A 21442-nucleotide genomic window follows, 5' to 3' on the forward strand; every position below is an offset into this window, starting at 1 on the left:
AAAACTTCCATTTAAAATACTTGACAAATCTTAATAAAAAAAATTGTATTTTTTGCACTTCTGAGTTATAATTTAGATGTAATGTTATTACAGTAAGTACTGTAAAGCTTTTTTTGCGGTTTAAACTTTGCCATTTTCGAGAAGAATGGGAGGAGAAGAAATGGCGGTGAGTGAAGTGGAGAGGAAAATTACTAAAATTGGTAATAGCGTTGGGGTAACGATTCCACAGGAAGTATTGAATCACTTAAAAGTAAAGCAAGGTGATGATGTTAAATTTATATTGGAGAATGACGGCAGTGTGTCTATAAAAAGACCTGTAAATATGGATTTTTTAGACCAGGAGTTTTTAGAAGGGTTAGAAGACCTTTTTGAAAACTATGATGATACACTGAGAAACCTTTCAGACAGATAAATAATGGTCCGATATCTAACTGACAGGGAAGTTATTTTTATAAATGCTGCCGTGATAAAACGTTATACCCCAGAAGAACAAATAGGCGTAAAAGATACAAATATGCTGTTTAGTGCAATAGAAAGACCAAAACAAACAGTGTTTGGTAAAGATGCATACCCTACAATATGGTTAAAGGCTGCGGCTTTGTATGCTAGTATTTCGCAAAACCATGCTTTCCATAATGGTAATAAAAGAACGAGTTTCGCATGCATGAAACAGTTTTTATGGGTAAATGGATACCAATTTAAAGCTAGTCAAAAAGAAGCTGAAGATTATACTGTTTATTTAGTGGTTAAAAAGCCGGAAATTGAGGATATTGCGGATTGGATAGAAAAGCACATTGAACCAAGGTAATTAAGAATATAGATGGTAATTAACCGTCTAGTCCGAATGATTAAATACTGTATTAGATATTAATATGGAGTTAACCACACTAATTGATACTAGGTGGTTATTTTTTTTATCACGCATTAACGGTCTGTAATATTCCCACCTCTAAACATGAGGGAAGCCTATCATGTGAAGGTGGGGGTATACAAGTCCGTAAATGCGTGATTCTGTTCAACTAACATTCAGTGGGGAGGAAAAGATTCCCCACTGAATGAAGTTTCACTTTATTCCCCTTTGTCACTTAGGTCACCTAATGATAAAATATAAAAGTATAATTGTGTTAAAAGATGCATGCACGTATAGCTGGGCTATAGAATAAATATAGCTAATGAAATCATTTTGGAGGATTAGAGCATGAAAAAAAGAGTTGGCTTGATTTTTGGCGGGAAATCAGCGGAACATGAAGTTTCGTTGCAATCGGCAAAAAATGTATTAGAAGCAATGGATAAAGATAAATATGATGTTACATTAATCGGAATCGATAAAGAGGGAAGATGGCATTTGCATGATTCGTCACAGTTTCTGTTAAATGCCAACGATCCGAAGTTGATTGCCTTGAATAAATCAAATGAAGGGGTTGCCTTCGTACCGGGTGAAGCGGATAAAAAGTTAATGAAGGCTAATGGCTCGGCAGCCCTTGATCAGCTCGATGTTATTTTTCCAATCCTGCACGGAACGCTCGGGGAAGATGGAAGTATTCAAGGAATGCTGCGTGTTGCAAATATTCCCTTTGTCGGTTCGAACGTATTAGGCTCAGCAATCAGTATGGATAAGGATGTTGCAAAACGCCTTCTAAAGGATGCAGGTCTCAAAGTTGCTGGGTCTTACACGTTCACCCGTGCAACGAAAGGAAATATCTCTTTTGCAGAAATAGAAAAAAATCTTGGCCTGCCATTATTTATTAAACCAGCAAACCAGGGCTCTTCGGTAGGTGTTAGTAAAGTCGAGTCGGCGGAAGAGTTTGAAGAGGCTGTAGCTGAGGCTTTTAAATATGATCACAAGATTTTAATTGAGGAGGCAATCCAAGGCAGAGAAATCGAATGCTCTATCTTGGGAAATGAGTATCCAGAAGCTTCCATTCCAGGCGAAATTGTTGCGACCAATGACTTCTATTCCTATGAAGCGAAGTATATCGATGAAAGTGGAGCAACATTGGAAATCCCGGCAAAATTAGATGACAACCAAGTGAAAGGAATCCAGGATGTATCAGTTAAGGCTTTCCAAGCATTGGATTGTGAAGGAATGGCGCGGGTTGACGTATTTTTAACGGAAGCAAATGAAATTATTATTAATGAAATCAACACGATTCCAGGGTTTACTAAAATCAGTATGTATCCTAAATTATGGGAGCTCTCCGGCATTCCGTACAGCGAGCTTATCGACCGGTTGATTGAGTTGGCAATTCAACGTCATGAACGGGATGCGGGACTTGAAAGTTCGTTTGAAACGGAATAGTAATTTAAATTAATTAAAGCGAAGAACACATCTTAGATAGAAATAGGGTGTGTTTTTTGTTGGAGTTATTGGATTTTGAAACTTAAGTGGTAAGGCTAACGTATAAGTGGATAGGGAGGGTGAATTTAATATGAACAAGGATAAAGAAACCCCTGAAATGAGAAGAGAAAAGCTGAGACAAGAGGAATTAAAAAAATCATTCAGCAGTATACAGGGGGGGCAATCTTGCTGATTTTGTCGGTGGTTTAGGCTGGAAGGGTACTGGAATTCTTATCCTCATCCTCATTCTTGTTGGTGCATATTTTCTATTGAGATGAATGTTCATATAAAATACAGTCCCTTCAGAGATACAAAAGTGCTCAGAATGTAATCGGAGCACTTTTGTAAAACAGGCTATTTACACGATGTAAAAATTAAGCATCAATTAATTCCTCGATTTCCTTTTTCAATTTCGCCGGTTCTTTCTGAGGGGCGAAACGATCTACTACTTCACCATGCTTATTAACGAGGAATTTTGTGAAGTTCCATTTTATATCTTCTGTTAAGATTCCCTTTTGCTCACTTGTTAAATGCTTGAATAACGGATGAGCGTTTTCTCCTTTTACATCAATTTTACTGAACATGGGGAAAGAAACACCGTAATTGGCGGAGCAGAATTCAGCAATCTCGTCGTCTGATCCAGGGTCCTGACCACCGAATTGGTTGCAAGGGAAACCTAAGATTTCAAAATTATCATTGCCAATCTCATCATACAGCCTCTGTAAACCTTGAAGTTGTGGCGTGAATCCACACTCACTTGCTGTATTTACAATAAGTAGCACTTTTCCTTCATAGTCTCTGAGGGACTTATCCTCGCCGCGAATTGTTTTTGCATGGTATTCATATACACTCATGAACATCAGCCTCCTTACAAGAAGGATAGCAAGCACCATAACAACTGTCAAAAACAACTTAAGCTATTTTAAAGAACATTTCCAACTTGACAAATTGTAATGAATACTTAGAATAGGTTTTGTAAGCGCATTCATTTAGGTTGTATTAAAAAAGGGGGAAATGAAAATCATGATGGATATACAATTAACTTTACCAGAAATGCTTCAGCACACTGAAAAATATTTTCCGAAGAAGGAAATCATCTCTCGAACCCAGAAAGAGATACGTACATTCACATATGGAGAATTTGTCTCTCGCACACGGTCACTAGCCAGTATATTGGACAGATTAGGTGTTGCGAGAGGGGACAAGGTTGGTACGATTGCTTGGAATCATCACCGTCACTTGGAGGCATATTTTGCGATCCCGAGTATTGGTGCTGTTTTGCATACCATCAATTTGCGTTTATCGAAAGAACATTTAATCCACATTATTAATCATGCCGAAGATAAAGTATTGCTGATTGATGTTGATCTTCTTCCATTAATAGAGCAAATTAAAGATGACATTAATACAGTAGAAGCATTTATCGTCATGACTGATGACGATACACTCCCAGAATCTGCTTTAGACCCGATTTATTCCTATGAAGAATTGCTTGCGGGTGGTGATGAAACATTCCCGTTCCGCGATGATATTTTAGAAAATGATCCAGCCGGATTATGTTATACGTCCGCTACAACTGGCAAGCCGAAAGGGGTCATCTATTCGCACCGGGGACTTTACCTTCATAGCATGGCTCTGTCCCTTGCAGATACGGCTGGACTGTCCGAGCAGGATATTGCGATGCCAGTTGTTCCGATGTTTCACGTCAATGCTTGGGGAATCCCCTTTGCAGCGACTTGGCTCGGGGCATCACAAGTTCTCCCTGGGCCAATGCCGACGCCCCAAATACTAGCTGAATTGATTGAAGATAACAAGGTAACGATCACAGCGGGAGTACCGACGATTTGGTTAGGACTTTTAAAAGAATTGGAACAAGGAAATTATAATTTAAACAGTTTACGTGCTGTGTTATGTGGTGGTTCCGCTGCACCAGAAGGAATGATTCGAGCATTTGAAGAAACACACGGTATTCCTTTTATTCATGCGTATGGTATGACAGAAACGACCCCGGTTGTCACGGTTGCTAAATTAAAGAGCTACCAGGCAAATCTTTCTTATGAAGAAAAATTAAAATTGCGGGCGACTCAAGGAAGGGTTGTTCCAGGTGTTGAAGTAAAAATTGTTAATGATAATGGCGAGGTGAAGGCGGATGGGCAGGATATGGGCGAGCTACTCATTCGTGGGCCGTGGATTGCTGACTCTTACTATAAGGATGACAGAAGTGAAAGTTCTTTTGTTGATGGTTGGCTCCACACTGGAGACGTCGTAACAATTGATGAAGAAGGCTACGTGAAGATTGTTGACCGAACGAAGGACTTGATTAAAAGTGGTGGCGAATGGATTTCATCGGTTGATTTGGAAAATGCGCTTATGGCACATCCCGATGTATTCGAAGCAGCAGTTGTTGCCATCCCTGATCCAAAATGGCAGGAGCGCCCTGTCGCGTGTGTTGTATTAAACGATGGTGTACAGCTTTCGAAAGAGGAGATGCTCGAATATTTAGAGCCACAATTTGCCAAGTGGTGGTTACCGGATGAAGTATTGTTTATGGATGAAATACCAAAGACTTCAGTTGGAAAATTTTTAAAGCGGGCATTACGAGAACAAGTTGAAGAGCAGCTTGCATTATAAGATGGTGGGTTGGCACGAAATAGCAGTGCTAACCCACTTTTTATTTTTCCTTATTTTTGTTATACTAGTTCTTATGCAAGATGATAAATAACACAAACACCAAACATTTGTATCTTGCAAATATAAATGATAGGTGGTAACACACAATGGAGAAATCAAAATATCAGGTCTTGCTGTACTACAAATATGTATACATTGAAGACCCCGAAACCTTCGCAGCAGAACATTTGAAGTTCTGTAAAGAAGTAGGATTGAAAGGCCGGATTTTAGTTGCCGAAGAAGGAATCAACGGTACAGTATCCGGAACAGTTGAACAAACTCAAAAATATATGGATATGATGCATGCAGATGAACGTTTTCAAGACATGATGTTCAAAATTGATGAGCATGAAGGTCACGCGTTTAAGAAAATGCATGTCCGCCCACGTAAAGAACTGGTGACATTGCGTCTTGAGGATGATATTGATCCGCATGAGCTTACTGGCGAATATTTGGAGCCGAAAGAGTTCCGTGCGGCTATGGAACGTGATGACGTGGTCATTCTTGACGCTCGTAACGATTATGAATATGATCTCGGTCATTTCCGCGGCGCTATTCGTCCGGATATCGAAACTTTCCGCGAACTGCCTGAGTGGGTCCGTGAGAACCGCGACATGTTCGAAGGGAAGAAAATATTGACGTATTGTACTGGTGGAATCCGTTGTGAGAAATTCTCAGGTTGGCTCGTTCGTGAGGGCTTTGAGGATGTTGCTCAGCTTCATGGCGGAATCGCTGTATATGGGAAGGACCCGGAAGTGCAGGGTGACCTTTGGGACGGAAGAATGTATGTATTTGATGAACGAATTTCTGTTCCAGTCAACCAAAAAGAACATGTCATTGTCGGAAAAGACTTCTTTGATGGGCAGCCGTGCGAACGCTATGTCAATTGTGCTAACCCGGAATGTAATAGACAAATGCTCTGCTCTGAAGAGAATGAGCACAAGTATCTGCGCGGCTGCTCCCATGAGTGCCGTGTCACTCCGCGCAACCTTTACGTGAAAGAGCATAACCTGTCTGAAGAAGAAGTCGCAGAACGCCTGCGTGCACTTGAAGAAGAAAAACAGCATGCTTAATAAAAAATAAGAACTTCCTGATATAAGGGAGTTCTTATTTTTATCACGTATTAATTCCTTTGCAATAAGTACACTATGGTTAACGCTATTTAATTAAACGGTTTTCCAAAAAAATGGTAATAAATCTGGCGTAATAAATGCAAAAAATCTGAAATGTTAACGGATTCTTAAGGGAGAGTAATAAAAAATACTTGCTTTTTTCCGAGCGACCATGTAAAGTAGAAGGTGCAAATGGGAATTGGAATAAAAATACTTTACGATCTCTTTTTCAAGTGGTGTAAAAGTATTACAGATTCAATTACTTTGCACGAAATTGAAAAGGAGGTCATTTAAATGACTGGTAAAGTAAAATGGTTTAATGCAGAAAAAGGTTTCGGTTTCATCGAGCGTGAAGATGGCGATGACGTATTCGTACACTTCTCAGCTATCCAAGCTGAAGGCTTCAAGACTTTAGAAGAAGGTCAAGAAGTTGAGTTCGAAATCGTTGAAGGCGACCGTGGTCCACAAGCGGCTAACGTAGTTCGTTTATAATTCAAATACAAAAGCTTACTTCCAGTGGAGGTAAGCTTTTTTTAATATAAGAAACTATAAAGTGAAACTTCATTCAGTGGGGGTATTACAGGCCGTTAATGCATGATAAAATAAAAATACCGTGAGAACTTAGGTATCAAGGGTTAGCCACGTCCGGCTTTAGCGCCTTTGTTAATATTGATAAGCAGGTGAATGAATATTATGGATGCGAAAGACATGAATGCAAAAGAAATGGAAAAACGTGTCATTGAAAATTATCAGAACGACGAACGGATGATGATTCTTATTTTCGCGCAGTGGTGTGTGAATAATAATCTGGATGCCCAGGAATTATATAATAAGGCCTATCCAAATCAGCTGAATAACGCAATCTTGGATGAAGTGGTAGAGGAAACCGTCCCCAAAAATGAAGCAGATGAGATTCCAACTGTAACGGTTCTCCAAGTCCTTCAGCTGTTCGGCAATGATGATTTAGCATTCGTTGTTCAAGAGGAGAGCGAAAAACTGGATAATTGAAAGACATGCAAAGGAGCGGGTGAAACAGCAACTGGCTAATCCACCCGCTCGTGATTGTTATTCAAATAGCTTTATCAATGCTTGTGTGCCGCTGTCTTCTTCCCCTTTTTCCGCTAGTTCTTTGTACAGTTCGAGGGAGAGTTTAAGTCCTGGTGTAGACAATCCCATTTCTTCAGCAGCCTCAAGTGCAATCGTCATATCCTTAATGAAGTGCTTTACGTAAAAACCTGGTGCGAAATCGCCTTTTAACATACGCGGACCAAGTTGTGATAGGGAGAAGCTTGCTGCCGCTCCGGTACTGATGCTGTCCAGAACTCGCTCTGGATTGAGACCGGCTTTTTTCGAATAAACAAGTGCTTCAGCTACACCGATCATATTCGTTGCAATTGTAATTTGATTGGCAAGTTTCGTGTGCTGCCCTGCTCCAGCTTCCCCTTGGTGGATAATATTTTCACCCATCATCTGAAAAATCGGCAGCATGTTGTTAAATGCAGCTTGGTCTCCTCCGACCATAATCGCTAACTTCGCGTTTCTCGCCCCAATGTCACCACCGGAAACAGGTGCATCAAGCGCATGGATGTTCCGCTTCTTTGCTTCTTCATAAATTTTTACTGCTAGAGATGGCTTTGATGTTGTCATATCAACGACGTATGTATGTTCACGCGCATTTTGTAAAATACCTTCCTCTCCAAAATAAATCTCCTCGACGTCACTTGGGTAACCAACCATCGTGATAACTAGATCAACAGTTGCTGCTAGTTCTTTCACGGTATCCACCCAAGTCGCTCCCTCAGCAAGCAGTTCTTCAGCCTTATGCTTGGTCCGTGTGTAGACGGTTACATTGTAGCCAGCTTTTAAGACATGAGAAGCCATACTTTTTCCCATAACTCCTGTTCCGATAAAACCAATATTTTTGAGTGTATTTTGTGTCATTCGTTCTTCCCCTTTCCATCATTTGGGCAGTAGTTAACCCGAATCATTCTGTTCATTTTACATATAGTATATGTAGCTCATTATAGCAAAAAAAGCATCAATTTTTATGAAATTTACTAAAAGGATAGGAATTTTCCGTAAAAAATGAGAAAGATGGGAGCTATGCATATGCTAACCGACAAACAACTTTCACAAATGTTTGACATCTTACATGAGCGAGAACATGAATTAATCGATCAATTGAAAGACCAGCTTGGTTTGAAATATGAATTTTCCCAGGAGATAAGCGGGGAACTGTCTAATTATGATAATCATCCAGGCGATCAGGGAACGGAATTATTTGAGCGCAGTAAAGACCTTGCCTTGAATGAACATGCGGAAAAAGAACTGGAAGATATAAATAAAGCGTTTCATGCGATGGAAGAGGGTACATACGGAATTTGCGCCGTTTGTGGCCAAGATATTCCGTATGAGCGGTTGGAGGCTGTTCCGACTGCGGACAAGTGCATGGAGCATGCGAGTGAACAGACTTTCTCACGGGAGCGGCCGGTTGAGGAAGAAGTGATGTCGAGTAACATCCGTTCCGAGGAAGCAAGGGATGTGGATAATACTGCTTATGATAGAGAGGATGCTTGGCAGGAGGTAAGCAGGTACGGTTCCTCAGACGGGCCTTCTGATTTATATGACGATCAGGATAGTTATAACGAAATGTATCCGAATAGTGATGAAAACAATGCGGGACCTGAGGGTATAGAAGGTTATATATCAGCAGGTGAGGACGGTAAGTATGATGAGCAAGCGTTAGATCATTTCAGGAATCAGAAGTCGGAGTGAGATACTGAAATGTTACGAGGACTGTTTAAGTTCACAGTTTTCGCTATCAACACGTCCCCAACATCGTAACACAAACATCACAAAAAGAGACCGCACTCGAAACCGAGGCGGTCTTATGTCTTAATTAATTATGCAGCATTTTCATCGAGCTCTTGTAGCACAAGCTCTGTCGTCTCTACTTTGCCATCGCGGATAAATTCGATTTTTATCTCTTCACCTACTGCTGTATCAGAGTATAAATACTTCCGCAGTTCAAGAATTGAAGTTACTGGTTCGTCGTTGATCTTCGTAATTACATCGAACTGCTGTAAACCGGCTTTATCAGCTGGGGAACGGGGTTCGACACTAGCAATCACCATGCCACCTTCTACATCATCGGGAAGATCAATGTTCCCGCGATATTCCGGTGGTACTTGGTATAAAGCAGCTGTACTGATCCCGATCAGTGGTCTTGTGACTGTTCCTTCCGTTTCCAGTTGTTCCATAATCGGTAAAGCAGTATCAGCTGGTATGGCAAAACCAATTCCCTCAACGGCACTTTGAGCAATTTTCATCGAATTGATCCCAACCACTTCACCGTTTGTATTAACTAGAGCCCCACCACTATTACCTGGGTTGATGGCAGCATCTGTCTGTAACACTTCTGTTACCCAGTCCGGTTGTCCGTCACCATTCGTATCAACTGGAACCGAACGATTTAGACCGCTAATAATTCCTTTCGTTACCGTATTGGCAAAATCTAATCCGAGCGGGTTGCCGATTGCAAGCACGGTTTCACCAACGGCAAGGTTTTCCGACGTACCGAATGTCGCAACAGTATCGATTAATTCGCCGTCGACCTCAAGTACAGCAAGATCCATCAATGCATCCTCGCCAAGCACAGTCGCTGGAATCCGTTCCTCATCACCAAGTACAATTTCCACATTTTCTGCACCGTCAACAACATGTTGGTTCGTTACGATATATGCTTTTCCATCTTCTTTTTTATAAATAATTCCAGATCCGGTTCCAGCTTCTTCATCGCCATCCCAAATGCTTCGTTGTTGCAAATTAACGACTCCAACTACTGCATCGGATACTTCCTGGATGTTTGTTGAGCTATCCGCGTCTTCAGAGGAAAAAGTATCGATGATTGCTGCCGCTTCACTGCTTTGATTTTCCGTCACCGGGCTCGTTTGTGTGTTACCGTCCAGTGGGATAATATTGTTTACAAACAACATTGCGACAATCACTGCTGCAACTGCCCCACCGATTAGTCCGCCGGCAAGTGCGCTCCAGCCGCTCCATTTTTTATTCTTTTTCCCGTTCTTCCCATCTAATGGAGCTTGCGCCGGGGTAGAAGTTTGCTCATTGTCACTTACATCTTCATATTCTTGCTCTTCTAGAACATTTTCTGTGTCCGGAGATTCGTTTGAAGGCTGCTTATATTCGCCGCTCTCCTGTGAATGATTTGGTCTTTTGTCTTCAAAATTCATCAAAATCACCCTTTCTATTAAGTATTCTATCAATTATTATGAATATAAGTAAAAGAAAAGAGAGAGCTGCTGAAAAGAAATCTTGACCTCAGCAACTCTACATAGGAAGACCGCAATAGGGATGTGATTGCGGCTTCCAAATATATCAAATAAAAGGGGAAGTTCTAAGGAGTAGATGGTGTCAACCACTTCCTTACATTTCTTATTATACCCATTAGAAAAGGGAAAGCTTAGGCGTAATTGTGGAAAAAATGTGGAAGATGATTTTTGACAGCTTTTTAGTATAATTTTAATACATTCTATGTGAAAATGAAGATAAGTAAAACGAATGAAAAGGTGACAAGAAATGAGTTACACAATTGGTGTAGTAGAAGATGATAAAAATATCCAAAGTATTGTGCGTGCCTACCTCAAGAAAGAAGGCTATGATGTCATCATCATGTCAACTGGGGAAGAGGGCTGGGAAGTGTGGCAAACGAATCCGCCTGATATGTGGATTCTTGATATTATGCTTCCAGGGATGGATGGCTATGAATTCTGTAAGCGAATCCGCATGGAAAGTGAAGTACCAATCATCATCATCTCTGCAAAAGATGATGAAATCGATAAGATTCTTGGTCTTGAGCTTGGTGGGGATGATTATCTTACAAAGCCTTTTAGTCCTAGGGAGCTTGTTGCCCGTGTAAAGCGGCTATTTAAACGAACGAGCCTCGGCAGGCAAATGGAGCAACAGCCTCTTGAGCGGATGAAGGTAGGGGAGTTACTGATTTACCTTGATGAACGGAGGATATTCTGGGCTGGTGACGAATTTGAGGTAACGACAAAAGAGTACGATATGCTGCTCTTATTCGCGCAAAATCCGAACCGGGCTTTTTCAAGGGAAGAATTACTCCTAAACATTTGGGGCAATGATTATTTCGGAAGTGACCGGGCGGTGGATGATCTTGTGAAACGGATCCGTAAAAAAATACCGGATATCCCACTTGAAACCGTATGGGGCTATGGATATCGATTGCGAAAAGATGAGGAATAAGCGATGAAACTACGCTCACAATTAACCCTAGCATTTACTGGGCTGCTTATCGTCGTCTTAACGGTGACCGGCTATCTCATTTACTCTTTAATATTAGATATTCTTGTGCAGGATGAGCAGAGACAGCTGGAGGAAACCGGTGAACTGCTTGCAAATTTTTTAACCGAGCAGTACGGAACGACAAAGGATATCCATGAATTTAATCAATTTTTAAATGACCAGGAGCTTCAATTGTTCCTTTATGACCGGAATATGGATACCGTATTGTTCTCCACGATGCCCAATTCGGTCGTTGCTGGATTTTTCCAGGAAAATAACTTTGCCAACACGAAAGAGACGATGTGGCAACTTGGCAATGACCGTTTTGTCACATCCCGCATCCTTTTTAACCCGGACGCTCTCGGCCTCGAATTAATTTTATTGACACCGATGACTGACCTACATGAGATTCAGCGAAACTTCATCAAGAGGTTATTTCTCATCTTTCTTATTGGTGCTTTGCTCGCAATTTGGCTAAGTTATTATTTAACAAATACACTTGTAACACCACTAACACTTCTCCAGCGGCAATTGAAGAAGATTGAGAAGCGTCAGTTCGATGATGTCGAGCGGATTAAGGCAACAGGGGAAATTAAAGAAGTGGAACAAAGTGTGTTTGAAATGGCGAATGAACTACAACGTTATATGAGTTCCCAGCAAGTATTTTTCCAGAATGCGAGTCATGAATTGAAAACACCGCTCATGACAATTCAAGGCTATGCGGAAGGGATTAAAGACGGTGTGTTTGAAGGAGAAGAAAAAGATAAGGGACTAGAGCTGATGGTTGAGGAAGTGAAGCGGCTGAAAGTCATTATTAATGAAATGATTCTGCTCGCCAAGCTTGATACAGAGAAAACGTACGAGCCCATCATGCTGTCTGGGGATGTTTTAATTGATGCAGTCATTGATCGGCTCTTCCCAATGTTAACGGAAAATAATATCAGAGTGGACAAACAAGTTAAAGAGGATATTCAGATTTATGCAGATGAGGAGAAAATGCTGCGCGCCCTTTCCAATATTGTCGTCAATGCAATCCGCCATGCGAAGAGCCGGATACGTATCCATGCATATACCGAGCATAAGCAACTCATGATTACAGTAGAAGATGACGGAGACGGTGTTGCAGAAGACTTAATTCCACATATTTTTCACCGTTTCATTAAAGGGAAAAGTGGCGAAAGCGGACTTGGCCTTGCTATTGCCCGGGCAATTATTGAACAATCGGACGGCAAGATCAGTGTCGACCGCTCGCCGGATTTAGAAGGAGCGAGATTTATCATTATGTTGCCAGTAGTGAGTAATAAAAGAGAGAAACAGGGCTAAGAAAAATGCAAAACCTCGGGGATATCCTCGGGGTTTTTTGACCAATATTGTATTATTTTGTTATAAAAGGGTAGAGATAAGGGAGAATAGTTCCTTACGAAGCCTTTTTCTGTTGCCGAAAGATATAGATCGAGCTTATCAGTTTCCTGGCAAGACGACTCCTAGAGATTTAGAGGGACAGACTCGAATCCCTTTCCAGGAGTTGTTTTTACTTTTTAGGTCACTAACCCTTTGCAAAAAGCGTTATAATTCCGATAAATATACTCGAACTCGATAATATGTTATAATAAGGGCTTGATTCATCCCTTAAAAAAGAGGAGCGGACGTTATGCAAAGAAAAGATATACGTAATATTGCAATTATTGCCCACGTTGATCACGGGAAGACAACGCTTGTCGATCAACTGTTAAAATACTCTGGAACATTCCGGGAAAATGAGCAGGTCGATGATCGTGCAATGGACTCAGGTGATATTGAACGTGAACGTGGAATTACAATATTAGCGAAGAATACTGCTGTTAAATATGAGGATACAACGATAAATATTCTCGATACACCAGGTCACGCGGACTTCGGTGGAGAAGTCGAGCGGATTATGAAAATGGTGGACGGGGTAGCACTTGTCGTTGATGCTTACGAGGGAACGATGCCTCAGACCCGTTTCGTGCTCAAAAAAGCACTCGAACAAAAACTGCGGCCAATGGTCGTCGTGAACAAAGTCGACAGACCTAACGCACGACCGGAAGAAGTAATCGATGAAGTGCTTGACTTGTTTATTGAGCTAGGAGCGGATGATGAGCAATTGGAATTCCCTGTCGTCTATGCATCAGCTTTAAATGGTACGTCAGGTCTTGAACCGGATCAACAAGAGGAAACGATGGATCCAATTTTCGAGACGATTATGAAACATATCCCTGCCCCTATTGATAACTCCGATGAGCCATTACAATTCCAAGTGACATTGCTTGATTACAATGATTATGTCGGAAGAATTGGTGTCGGTCGGGTTGCTAGAGGGAAAATCCATGTCGGTCAGCAAGTCGTTCTAATGAAACAGGACGGAACGAACAAGTCATATCGGATTTCCAAGCTGTTCGGTTTTCTCGGTTTAAAACGGATTGAAATTGAAGAAGCAAGTGCCGGTGAGATTGTAGCTGTTTCTGGATTAGAAGATATTAATATCGGGGAAACGGTCTGCCCGAAAGATCATCCGGAGGCCCTGCCATGGTTACGAATCGATGAACCGACACTGCAAATGACGTTTCTTGTGAATAATAGCCCGTTTGCCGGTAAAGAAGGAAAATATATTACCGCTAGAAAAATTGAAGAACGGCTCATGAAGGAACTTGAAACAGATGTAAGTCTGCGTGTTGATCCGACTGATACGCCGGACGCTTGGATAGTTTCTGGACGCGGTGAACTGCACTTGTCGATCCTGATTGAGAACATGCGAAGAGAAGGCTTTGAACTCCAGCTTTCGAAACCAGAAGTAATTATTAAAGAAATAGATGGTGTAGATTGCGAGCCGGTGGAACGTGTGCAAATTGATGTTCCAGAAGCATATACAGGAACGGTGATGGAGTCCCTAGGAGAGCGTAAAGGGGAAATGCTCGATATGGTGAACTATGGAGATGGCCAAGTTCGTATTGAATTTAAAGTGCCATCAAGGGGTCTGCTTGGGTATACGACTGAATTCATGTCCCAGACGAGTGGTTATGGAATTTTGAATCATACATTCGAAGCCTTTGAACCAGTTATTAAAGGTAATGTTGGTGGAAGACGCGAAGGTGTACTAGTTGCACTGGAAAATGGTAAAGTTTCCACTTATAGTATTTTACATTTGGAAGACCGTGGTACTATTTTCGCTGAACCAGGACAGGAAGTATATGCTGGTATGATTATCGGCGAGCATAACCGGGATAATGATTTGACCGTAAATATTACAAAAGAAAAGCATTTGACGAATATGCGCGCATCAACAAAAGATCAAACAGCAAATATCCGAAAAACGAGAAAGATGTCATTGGAGGAAGCATTGCAATACTTGAATGATGACGAATATTGCGAAGTTACCCCAGAATCCATCCGCCTCCGGAAAAAAATCTTAAATAAATCCGAAAGAGAAAAAGCAGCGAAAAAATAAATAAAACTCCCGACACAACCCGAACATATTAATTCATGGGCAGTTAGATTCAAGAGACAGGATGAAGAAATACCTCACCCTGTCTCTTTTTGAACAGGGACATTGGGGTCAGAGCAACTGTCCCAGTTTAAGAGCAGGGACATTGGGGTCAGAGTAACTGTCCCAGTTTAAGAGTGGGGACACTGGGGTCAGAGCAACTGTCCCAGTTTAAGAGCAGGGACACTGGGGTCAGAGCAACTGTCCCAGTTTAAGAGCAGGGACACTGGGGTCAGAGCAACTGTCCCAGTTTAAGAGCAGGAACATTGGGGTCAGAGCAACTGTCCCAGTTTAAGAGCAGGGACACTGGGGTCAGAGCAAGTAATCCAGTATATTGTGAAATTCTGGAATTTCCTCGTGAACTTCAGAGATTTATTTGGAACTTCGATTCTTTTATTAACTTCAGAATTTACTGGAGTTTTAGAGACTGCACTGCATACCCAATTGTGAATTAGAGCATTTTCATTATTAACATGAACTATTCTCCCGTGAACTCAGAGTTTTTTATCTATGAACCTGAGCAGATCCTCTGTGAACTCGGGGCTCCTCTAACTCCCTACTCCAACTCCACCGTTTTCTATCTTCCGGGCATAAAAAAACCACCCTATTTTCAAGGATGAATTTTTAACAGGATTAAAACTACTTCACCGAGCATCCCTTCACTGCTCTTTCGGCTTTTTCTTTTTATCATTCGGGATGTGTTTTGTAAAATAGGCGGCGAAAATAAGTAAGATGATGGCAACTCCCCATGCTGCAATGCCACTCCAGTATCGGTCCAACATATTGCCAATAATAATGATGAGAACACTTGCTACAATTAAAATTCCAGATAAATATCGTTTCACCACGATTCCCCCATTAGATAATCCCTTTGTTAATAATCCGCACATCATAAACCGAAATGTCTCCTCTTATTATACTATATCCAATTCCATCCAGTTTATCATTATGAAGCTAAAATTTATTGATATTTTATTTTCCTCCCTTCTATTGAGCAAATAGCCTATAAGCAGTAAAATAATAGTTGTTCAGTCATATGCTTAATAAAGTGAAACTTCATTCAGTAGGGGTATCCTTACCTTCCTCACTGAATGTTAGTTGAACCGAATCAGGGATTTACGGACTGTATATCCCCACCTTCACATGTGGGGCTTCCCTCTTGTTCTTTAGAGGTGGGGTATTACAGACCGTTAATGCGTGATAAAAAATGAATGGAGAAGAGAAGTTTGAGAATAAAAGATTGTATGATAGTTGGACTTATTCTATGTCTGGTTAGTTTGCTTAGCGCATGTAATATGACGATAAAAGTTACAGGTACGGGGAAAACGGTAACCGGAATGGAAAGCGAGTTGATATTCAAAGATTCAATCCCAGGTGTGATTGTGGAGGAGATTACGATTTCTTCTATTGGAGATGTATTATTACATGAACCAGTCTATGTCGATGCTTGGACAGGGAGCACATTTAATTTTTCCCCGATGCTTGAAAAAGTGGAAGATTATTTAAGTGAGGCGACGATTACGACAGCAAACCAAGAGTCGATGATCGGCGGGGTAGAACTTGGGTTATCCACCTATCCGGCATTTAATAGCCCGAAAGAAATTGGTAATGCGTTGAAGGACGCCGGGGTCGATGCCGTCATGCTGGCAAATAATCATACACTTGACCGCGGGGAAAAAGCGATTCAGCAAGCAATTAACCATTGGGAAAATCTTGATATGATGTATGTTGGTGCCTATAAGGACGAAGCAGATCGAAAAAAGGTGCGTGTAATCGAAACGGATGAGGGGATCTCCGTTGCATTCCTCAATTATACGTACGGGACAAATGGAATTCCAGTACCAGAGGATAAGCCTTATTTGGTCAATCTCATCGATCAAGAGCAGATGGCAGAAGATATCGCTGAGGCGGAAGCTGAAGCAGATATTATCGTTTTAAACCTGCATTTTGGAAATGAATATGAGCGGATGCCAAATGAAGAACAGAAGGAGCTCGTCCAATTTGCGGCCGACCATGGTGTCCATGCAGTCATCGGCCATCATCCACATGTTTTACAGCCGGCTGCATGGGTGGAAGGAAAAGATGGAAATGAAACGCTCGTCATCTATAGTCTAGGTAATTTCCTTTCGAATCAACAGGGGTTATATAAGCGGATTGGCGGGATGTTTACCTTTACCGTGACGAAGACAACTTATAAGGAAAAGGAGAGTATTGAAATTCATTCACCCACTCTCTTGCCGACGTATGTCACATTCCATGAGGACTTCGAAGACTATGAGGTTGTACCGATGTATTCCTTAACAAATAAGGAATTGAAAGAAGCAGATCGGCATTATGAAGAAATAAAAATGCATATGTCTCAGTGGATGCCAGAGCTTAGATTCATAGAAGAAAAGTAAGGGAAGTGTGGCCTGTTCCAAGAAAGGTCACACTTAAGATAGGCATGCCAAGTCTTTTTTTGGTATGATGTAAAATGTATTTAAATTTACATACGTTAAGGAGATTCATCGCATGGAATGGAAAAATATATATCGAGGGATATTGATGGGTGCTACAGAGGTCGTCCCGGGAATCAGTAGCGGTACCATTGCACTTTTACTTGGAATTTATGAGCGGTTGATTGAAGCAATTAACGGCTTTTTTAGTAAGGACTGGAAGAAGCATTTAGGATTTCTCATTCCGCTTGGGATTGGCATGGTAGCAGCGTTGTTCGTGTTTGCGAAAGTGATCGAATGGTTGTTTATCCACCATCCGATGCCGACATTATTTTTCTTCCTCGGACTGATCCTTGGCGTCCTGCCTTATTTATTTTATAAAGCTGATGCGAAGAATTCATTTCGTCTGCAGCATATCGGTGTGATGCTGGTCGGTGTTATCATTATTGCTACAATAGGGCTTATGAATGTTGGAGAAGGGGAAATTATTACGAATATTACCCTGAAAACATATGCATATCTATTTGTTTCAGGTATAATCGGCAGCGCGGCAATGATTCTTCCAGGGATAAGTGGCTCATTCTTGCTTCTTGTTCTTGGTGTATATCCGACAGTCATTGCTGCCGTCAGTAATTTAAAATTTGATATCATCATTGTGACTGGACTTGGGATTGCGATCGGTTTTGTCATCATGAGCAGAATTGTCGGCTATTTTTTACGAAACTATTTCACTATTACATTCGCAGCCGCAATAGGACTTGTTGCAGGTTCAGTTTTCGTCGTTTTCCCGGGAATACCCCAAACGGTTGGTATGTTCTTTGTTAGTGTTCTTACATTTTTCACAGGGCTTTTAACAGCGTATATCCTTGGACGAATAGAGTATAAATAGTTACAATATAAGAAAATAATTTAAAGAGGGTATAAAAGGAGAATTCAGATGGAACTAATCACAACGCAAGCTAGATTTGATGAAGTTATACAAAGTGCAGATCCGGTCATTATTAAGTTCTTCGCTAACTGGTGCCCAGACTGCAGACGCTTTGATATGTTCTCGGGCCAGGTAATGGATGAGTTCAACAATTATAACTGGTACGAAGTGAATATTGATGAGATAGAAGGAATTGCTGAAAAGTATGAAGTAATGGGAATTCCGAGCGTACTAATTTTCCAAAATGGGGAAAAACTAGCGCATCAGCACAGTGCTTATACGAAGACTCCAGAAGAAGTAACGGAATTTTTACAACAACAATTAGGGTAATATTAAACAAAGGCGGAAGCGCCCGTTAAGCAACGTACAAACTGGAGCACTCCGGAATGAGATAAAGGAAACACAACGAACGGCAGTGAGTTGATGTTGACTTATCGATTGGAGGAGTGTGAAGTTTGCTAGTTGCTGGGCGCTGGAGCCGGACGTGGCTAGCCCCGGATACCTAAGTTATTAAGCATTTTTATTTTATACTTTCTTATCATTTATAAAGAAGCTTGCGATTAACAATTGAGTTGATTGCAAGCTTCTTTATTACGATTCCTTCTCCTTATTCACTTAAATTAAAATTGAACTGCTCGTCGTTTGTAAATAGAAGTCTTCCATTTTCCAATTGGATTGTATCGTCACGCACTTTCAGCTGAAAGACATCCTCGTACTTGGATGGATCAGTTGGGATGGTAATCTCATTCAAATTACGCGTATTAATTTTCGCGGTATCGTCTGGCTTGTTTTCTATTGCGCCCCATTCAATTAGAAATGGCAAATTCTCCGTGTTTTCAGGGAAAAGCATTCTCCAAGATAGAGTTGAACCGTCAATTTTCTTCCGCATTCCTGGATACGGACCACTATACGGGATCTGATTTTCTTTAAAATAGGCCAGCTGGGTGTCTAGATTACTCGTCCGTAAAGCAAAGGTAAGGAGTCCGGTCCTTCCTTGATCGAGAAAATCAACTGCATTTCTCACTAATGGGAGATTGCTTTTCCTAGCAAGTTCCTCATCGAAAATTCCGAGCCATTCGATATAACTTTCATTTTGGAAGTGAGCAAGGAAGTTGTATGTTCCCCATTTTTCATGTTTACCACCTTCAATAGCGATTGCATGATGCTGTTCAACAAACTGTTGGGCATCCTTTTCGGGATTCTTTGAAACGATTACAAGATGATCAATTGCTAGCATGCTAATCCTCCTTTGTAAAATGAAAACTTCTGCTTATCGTCATGATAAGCATTTATGCGTATAATAGAAAGTAATTAATCTTAAAATTGGCAGGTGTGAATATGGCAAAACCTAAAATCCTGATTATTGAAGATGAACAAAAATTAAGCCGAGTGCTGCAACTCGAACTCGAATATGAAAATTATGAAACAGGTGTCGCAGATAATGGGAAAGATGCGTTGCGACTTATAGAAGAAGAGAGCTGGGATCTTGTCTTGTTAGATATTATGATTCCTGAATTAAGCGGTCTTGAAGTGTTGCGGAGAGTCCGTCGTTTTGATGAGGAAACACCAATCGTTCTACTTACAGCAAGGGATGAAATTCATGATAAGGTAAGTGGGCTCGACCTCGGGGCGGATGATTATATTACGAAGCCTTTCCAGATTGAGGAATTATTAGCGCGGATCCGCGTTCTTTTACGCCGACCGAAAGCGAAGAAGGAGAACAACGAGGAACTTACTGTTGCTGATTTGAGAGTGAATCCGAGCGCCCGAGAAGTTTCAAGGGGCGAAGTGCAAATCGATCTTACACCAAGGGAATTCGATCTGCTCGTCTGTTTATTGCAAAATAAAAACATTGTCCTGACAAGGGAGCAGCTGATTGAACAAGTTTGGGGGTTCGATTATTACGGTGACACAAATGTTGTCGACGTCTATATCCGCTACTTGCGGCAAAAAGTGGATAAAGGTTTTGAGACCGCGGTTATTCAAACAGTGCGCGGGGTAGGCTATACGATAAAGGACCTTGAACAATGAAATTAAGGACAAAAATCCGCTTGTTTTCCAGTATTCTCATTCTAAGTATGCTCATCTTTGTCAATACATTCATCTATTTTCTCTTTTATAAAAATGCGACGGATGGCCAATTAACGGAACTATCCTTGCAGACTGATGTTCTGATCGAGCATCTCTCACAGACGACGAGCGGGGAAGAGGCGAGTGAAGTGATCAATGCTTTTCTACCGGCAAATGGGATGGTGAAGGTTTTCTCGAGTGATCAGCGAGCAATAGAATTTAAACGTAAAGGAGAGGCTTATCGGACATTGGAAGGTGCGTTCCAGACTGCGGAGACTCATGAAATTGAACGGCCAGAGCGCGGTGTCCATGTCGCTGTTGTAACTAAGCCGATCATTTGGCATGATGGGAGTGTTGTCACGCTGCAGATGTCTGATAATTTAGTGGCTCTTACGAATACGATGCGAATTTTATTTTACGTACTTATCATCGTATCACTCGTTATCCTCATCCCGACGGTTATCGGTAGTAATATCCTGAGTCGTTTCCTTCTCAATCCTATTGAAGAACTGACACGGACGATGAAAACGAACATTAAGGAGCGGAAATGGGAGAAGATCGATCACAGAGACCGTTCCAAGGATGAGGTCTATGAAATGGAAGTTACCTTCAATGAAATGATTGATCAGCTAAAGGATAACTACGAAAGACAGGAAGACTTTGTATCCAACGCTTCCCATGAATTGAAAACTCCGATACAGATTGTGAAGAGTTACGCTCAGCTGCTTGCAAGAAGAGGGAAGGACAACCCTGAACTACTGGACGAATCAATTGAAGTAATTGATTCGGAAGCCGACCGGATGAAACGGCTAGTGGAGCAACTTTTATCTTTGGCGAAAAATAAAGAAAATGTTGTCCACGAACGTGTCGAACTTGTTCAACTAATCGAGCATTCGATTACAACATTCAAGCAGGCTTATAATAGGGAAATCGAATTTCATAAAAATACCGAAACGATACATGTTTTAGGGAATGCTGGGCAGCTCGAACAAATTATTTATATTTTAATTGAAAATGCCTTGAAATACAGTGAAGATAAAATTACAGTAAGTCTGTTTACTTATA

At 41.2% G+C, this 21442-nt stretch carries 21 protein-coding genes and 1 pseudogene; 17 read left to right on the plus strand and 5 right to left on the minus strand.

Annotation, left to right across the window (positions count from 1 at the left end; all coding sequences use genetic code 11):
- The first annotated feature begins 160 nt into the window (after positions 1-160).
- The 4 genes and pseudogenes from SPD53_RS09440 (at position 161) to SPD53_RS09455 (ending at position 2616) form a co-directional block, all read left to right on the plus strand.
- Positions 161-412 (plus strand): AbrB/MazE/SpoVT family DNA-binding domain-containing protein, encoded by a 252-nt coding sequence (locus SPD53_RS09440; RefSeq protein ID WP_229782670.1) that lies wholly within the window; start codon positions 161-163, stop codon positions 410-412.
- Between the two features lie 3 nt (positions 413-415).
- Positions 416-808, plus strand: coding sequence for a type II toxin-antitoxin system death-on-curing family toxin (locus SPD53_RS09445; protein WP_156856025.1), 393 nt, complete (start codon positions 416-418; stop codon positions 806-808).
- Positions 809-1198: 390 nt separating this feature from the next.
- A complete protein-coding gene (ddlA, locus tag SPD53_RS09450) occupies positions 1199-2299 on the plus strand; it encodes a D-alanine--D-alanine ligase (protein ID WP_188857140.1) in 1101 nt (366 codons plus the stop codon).
- A 130-nt stretch (positions 2300-2429) separates the two neighbouring features.
- Positions 2430-2616 (plus strand): annotated as a pseudogene (locus SPD53_RS09455) (DUF6366 family protein).
- A 96-nt stretch (positions 2617-2712) separates the two neighbouring features.
- Here the strand turns inward: SPD53_RS09455 and SPD53_RS09460 are convergent.
- Positions 2713-3192 (minus strand): glutathione peroxidase, encoded by a 480-nt coding sequence (locus SPD53_RS09460; RefSeq protein ID WP_188857139.1) that lies wholly within the window; start codon positions 3190-3192, stop codon positions 2713-2715.
- Positions 3193-3361: 169 nt separating this feature from the next.
- Between SPD53_RS09460 and SPD53_RS09465 the strand changes: the two genes are divergently transcribed.
- The 4 genes from SPD53_RS09465 to SPD53_RS09480 all read left to right on the plus strand — a co-directional run bounded on the left by SPD53_RS09465 (position 3362) and on the right by SPD53_RS09480 (position 7128).
- The gene (locus tag SPD53_RS09465) at positions 3362-4969 is read left to right on the plus strand and encodes a long-chain fatty acid--CoA ligase (RefSeq protein ID WP_336252380.1); all 1608 of its coding nucleotides are present in this window, start codon (positions 3362-3364) and stop codon (positions 4967-4969) included.
- Between the two features lie 146 nt (positions 4970-5115).
- Positions 5116-6081 (plus strand): oxygen-dependent tRNA uridine(34) hydroxylase TrhO, encoded by a 966-nt coding sequence (trhO, locus tag SPD53_RS09470; protein ID WP_188857137.1) that lies wholly within the window; start codon positions 5116-5118, stop codon positions 6079-6081.
- Between the two features lie 333 nt (positions 6082-6414).
- On the plus strand, positions 6415-6612 hold the full coding sequence (locus tag SPD53_RS09475; RefSeq protein ID WP_156856019.1) for a cold shock domain-containing protein: 198 nt from the start codon (positions 6415-6417) through the stop codon (positions 6610-6612).
- Positions 6613-6828: 216 nt separating this feature from the next.
- Entirely contained in the window at positions 6829-7128 is a 300-nt protein-coding gene (locus tag SPD53_RS09480; protein ID WP_156856118.1) for a hypothetical protein, read from the plus strand.
- A 57-nt stretch (positions 7129-7185) separates the two neighbouring features.
- Here SPD53_RS09480 and SPD53_RS09485 read toward each other — a convergent pair whose 3' ends face one another.
- Complete coding sequence (locus SPD53_RS09485; RefSeq protein WP_336252381.1) at positions 7186-8061, minus strand: NAD(P)-dependent oxidoreductase; 876 nt, start codon at positions 8059-8061, stop codon at positions 7186-7188.
- A gap of 144 nt (positions 8062-8205) precedes the next feature.
- Here SPD53_RS09485 and SPD53_RS09490 point away from each other — a divergent pair, with 144 nt between their 5' ends.
- Positions 8206-8895, plus strand: a complete 690-nt coding sequence (locus SPD53_RS09490) for a TraR/DksA C4-type zinc finger protein (protein ID WP_232334361.1) — start codon at positions 8206-8208, stop codon at positions 8893-8895.
- 128 nt (positions 8896-9023) lie between these two features.
- On the opposite strand, the gene SPD53_RS09495 is transcribed toward SPD53_RS09490, so the two are convergent.
- Positions 9024-10370: a S1C family serine protease gene (locus tag SPD53_RS09495; protein WP_188857135.1), complete on the minus strand. Its 1347-nt coding sequence runs from the start codon at positions 10368-10370 to the stop codon at positions 9024-9026.
- Positions 10371-10716: 346 nt separating this feature from the next.
- Here SPD53_RS09495 and SPD53_RS09500 point away from each other — a divergent pair, with 346 nt between their 5' ends.
- The 3 genes from SPD53_RS09500 (at position 10717) to typA (ending at position 14908) form a co-directional block, all read left to right on the plus strand.
- Complete coding sequence (locus SPD53_RS09500) at positions 10717-11403, plus strand: response regulator transcription factor (RefSeq protein WP_336252382.1); 687 nt, start codon at positions 10717-10719, stop codon at positions 11401-11403.
- A gap of 3 nt (positions 11404-11406) precedes the next feature.
- Complete coding sequence (locus SPD53_RS09505; RefSeq protein WP_188857133.1) at positions 11407-12765, plus strand: sensor histidine kinase; 1359 nt, start codon at positions 11407-11409, stop codon at positions 12763-12765.
- A gap of 328 nt (positions 12766-13093) precedes the next feature.
- Positions 13094-14908, plus strand: coding sequence for a translational GTPase TypA (gene typA / locus SPD53_RS09510; RefSeq protein ID WP_156856014.1), 1815 nt, complete (start codon positions 13094-13096; stop codon positions 14906-14908).
- Between the two features lie 695 nt (positions 14909-15603).
- Here typA and SPD53_RS09515 read toward each other — a convergent pair.
- On the minus strand, positions 15604-15789 hold the full coding sequence (locus SPD53_RS09515) for a hypothetical protein (protein ID WP_188857222.1): 186 nt from the start codon (positions 15787-15789) through the stop codon (positions 15604-15606).
- Positions 15790-16188: 399 nt separating this feature from the next.
- On the opposite strand from SPD53_RS09515, the gene SPD53_RS09520 reads away from it, so the two are divergent.
- From SPD53_RS09520 to SPD53_RS09530, 3 genes are all read left to right on the plus strand, one after another.
- The gene (locus tag SPD53_RS09520) at positions 16189-17343 is read left to right on the plus strand and encodes a CapA family protein (protein ID WP_336252383.1); all 1155 of its coding nucleotides are present in this window, start codon (positions 16189-16191) and stop codon (positions 17341-17343) included.
- Between the two features lie 112 nt (positions 17344-17455).
- Positions 17456-18268: a DUF368 domain-containing protein gene (locus SPD53_RS09525; protein WP_336252384.1), complete on the plus strand. Its 813-nt coding sequence runs from the start codon at positions 17456-17458 to the stop codon at positions 18266-18268.
- Between the two features lie 48 nt (positions 18269-18316).
- On the plus strand, positions 18317-18637 hold the full coding sequence (locus SPD53_RS09530; protein ID WP_336252385.1) for a thioredoxin family protein: 321 nt from the start codon (positions 18317-18319) through the stop codon (positions 18635-18637).
- 277 nt (positions 18638-18914) lie between these two features.
- Here SPD53_RS09530 and SPD53_RS09535 read toward each other — a convergent pair whose 3' ends face one another.
- Positions 18915-19544: a VOC family protein gene (locus SPD53_RS09535; RefSeq protein ID WP_336252386.1), complete on the minus strand. Its 630-nt coding sequence runs from the start codon at positions 19542-19544 to the stop codon at positions 18915-18917.
- Between the two features lie 101 nt (positions 19545-19645).
- Between SPD53_RS09535 and SPD53_RS09540 the strand changes: the two genes are divergently transcribed.
- Positions 19646-20338, plus strand: a complete 693-nt coding sequence (locus tag SPD53_RS09540; protein ID WP_336252387.1) for a response regulator transcription factor — start codon at positions 19646-19648, stop codon at positions 20336-20338.
- The coding region (locus tag SPD53_RS09545) for a sensor histidine kinase (RefSeq protein ID WP_336252388.1) at positions 20335-21442 on the plus strand (1108 nt) is incomplete at its 3' end. The genes SPD53_RS09540 and SPD53_RS09545, both read left to right, overlap by 4 nt.

It is taken from the genome of Oceanobacillus sp. MO10714A, assembly GCF_037072045.1.
GTDB classification, from domain to species: Bacteria; Bacillota; Bacilli; order Bacillales; family Amphibacillaceae; genus Oceanobacillus; species Oceanobacillus indicireducens.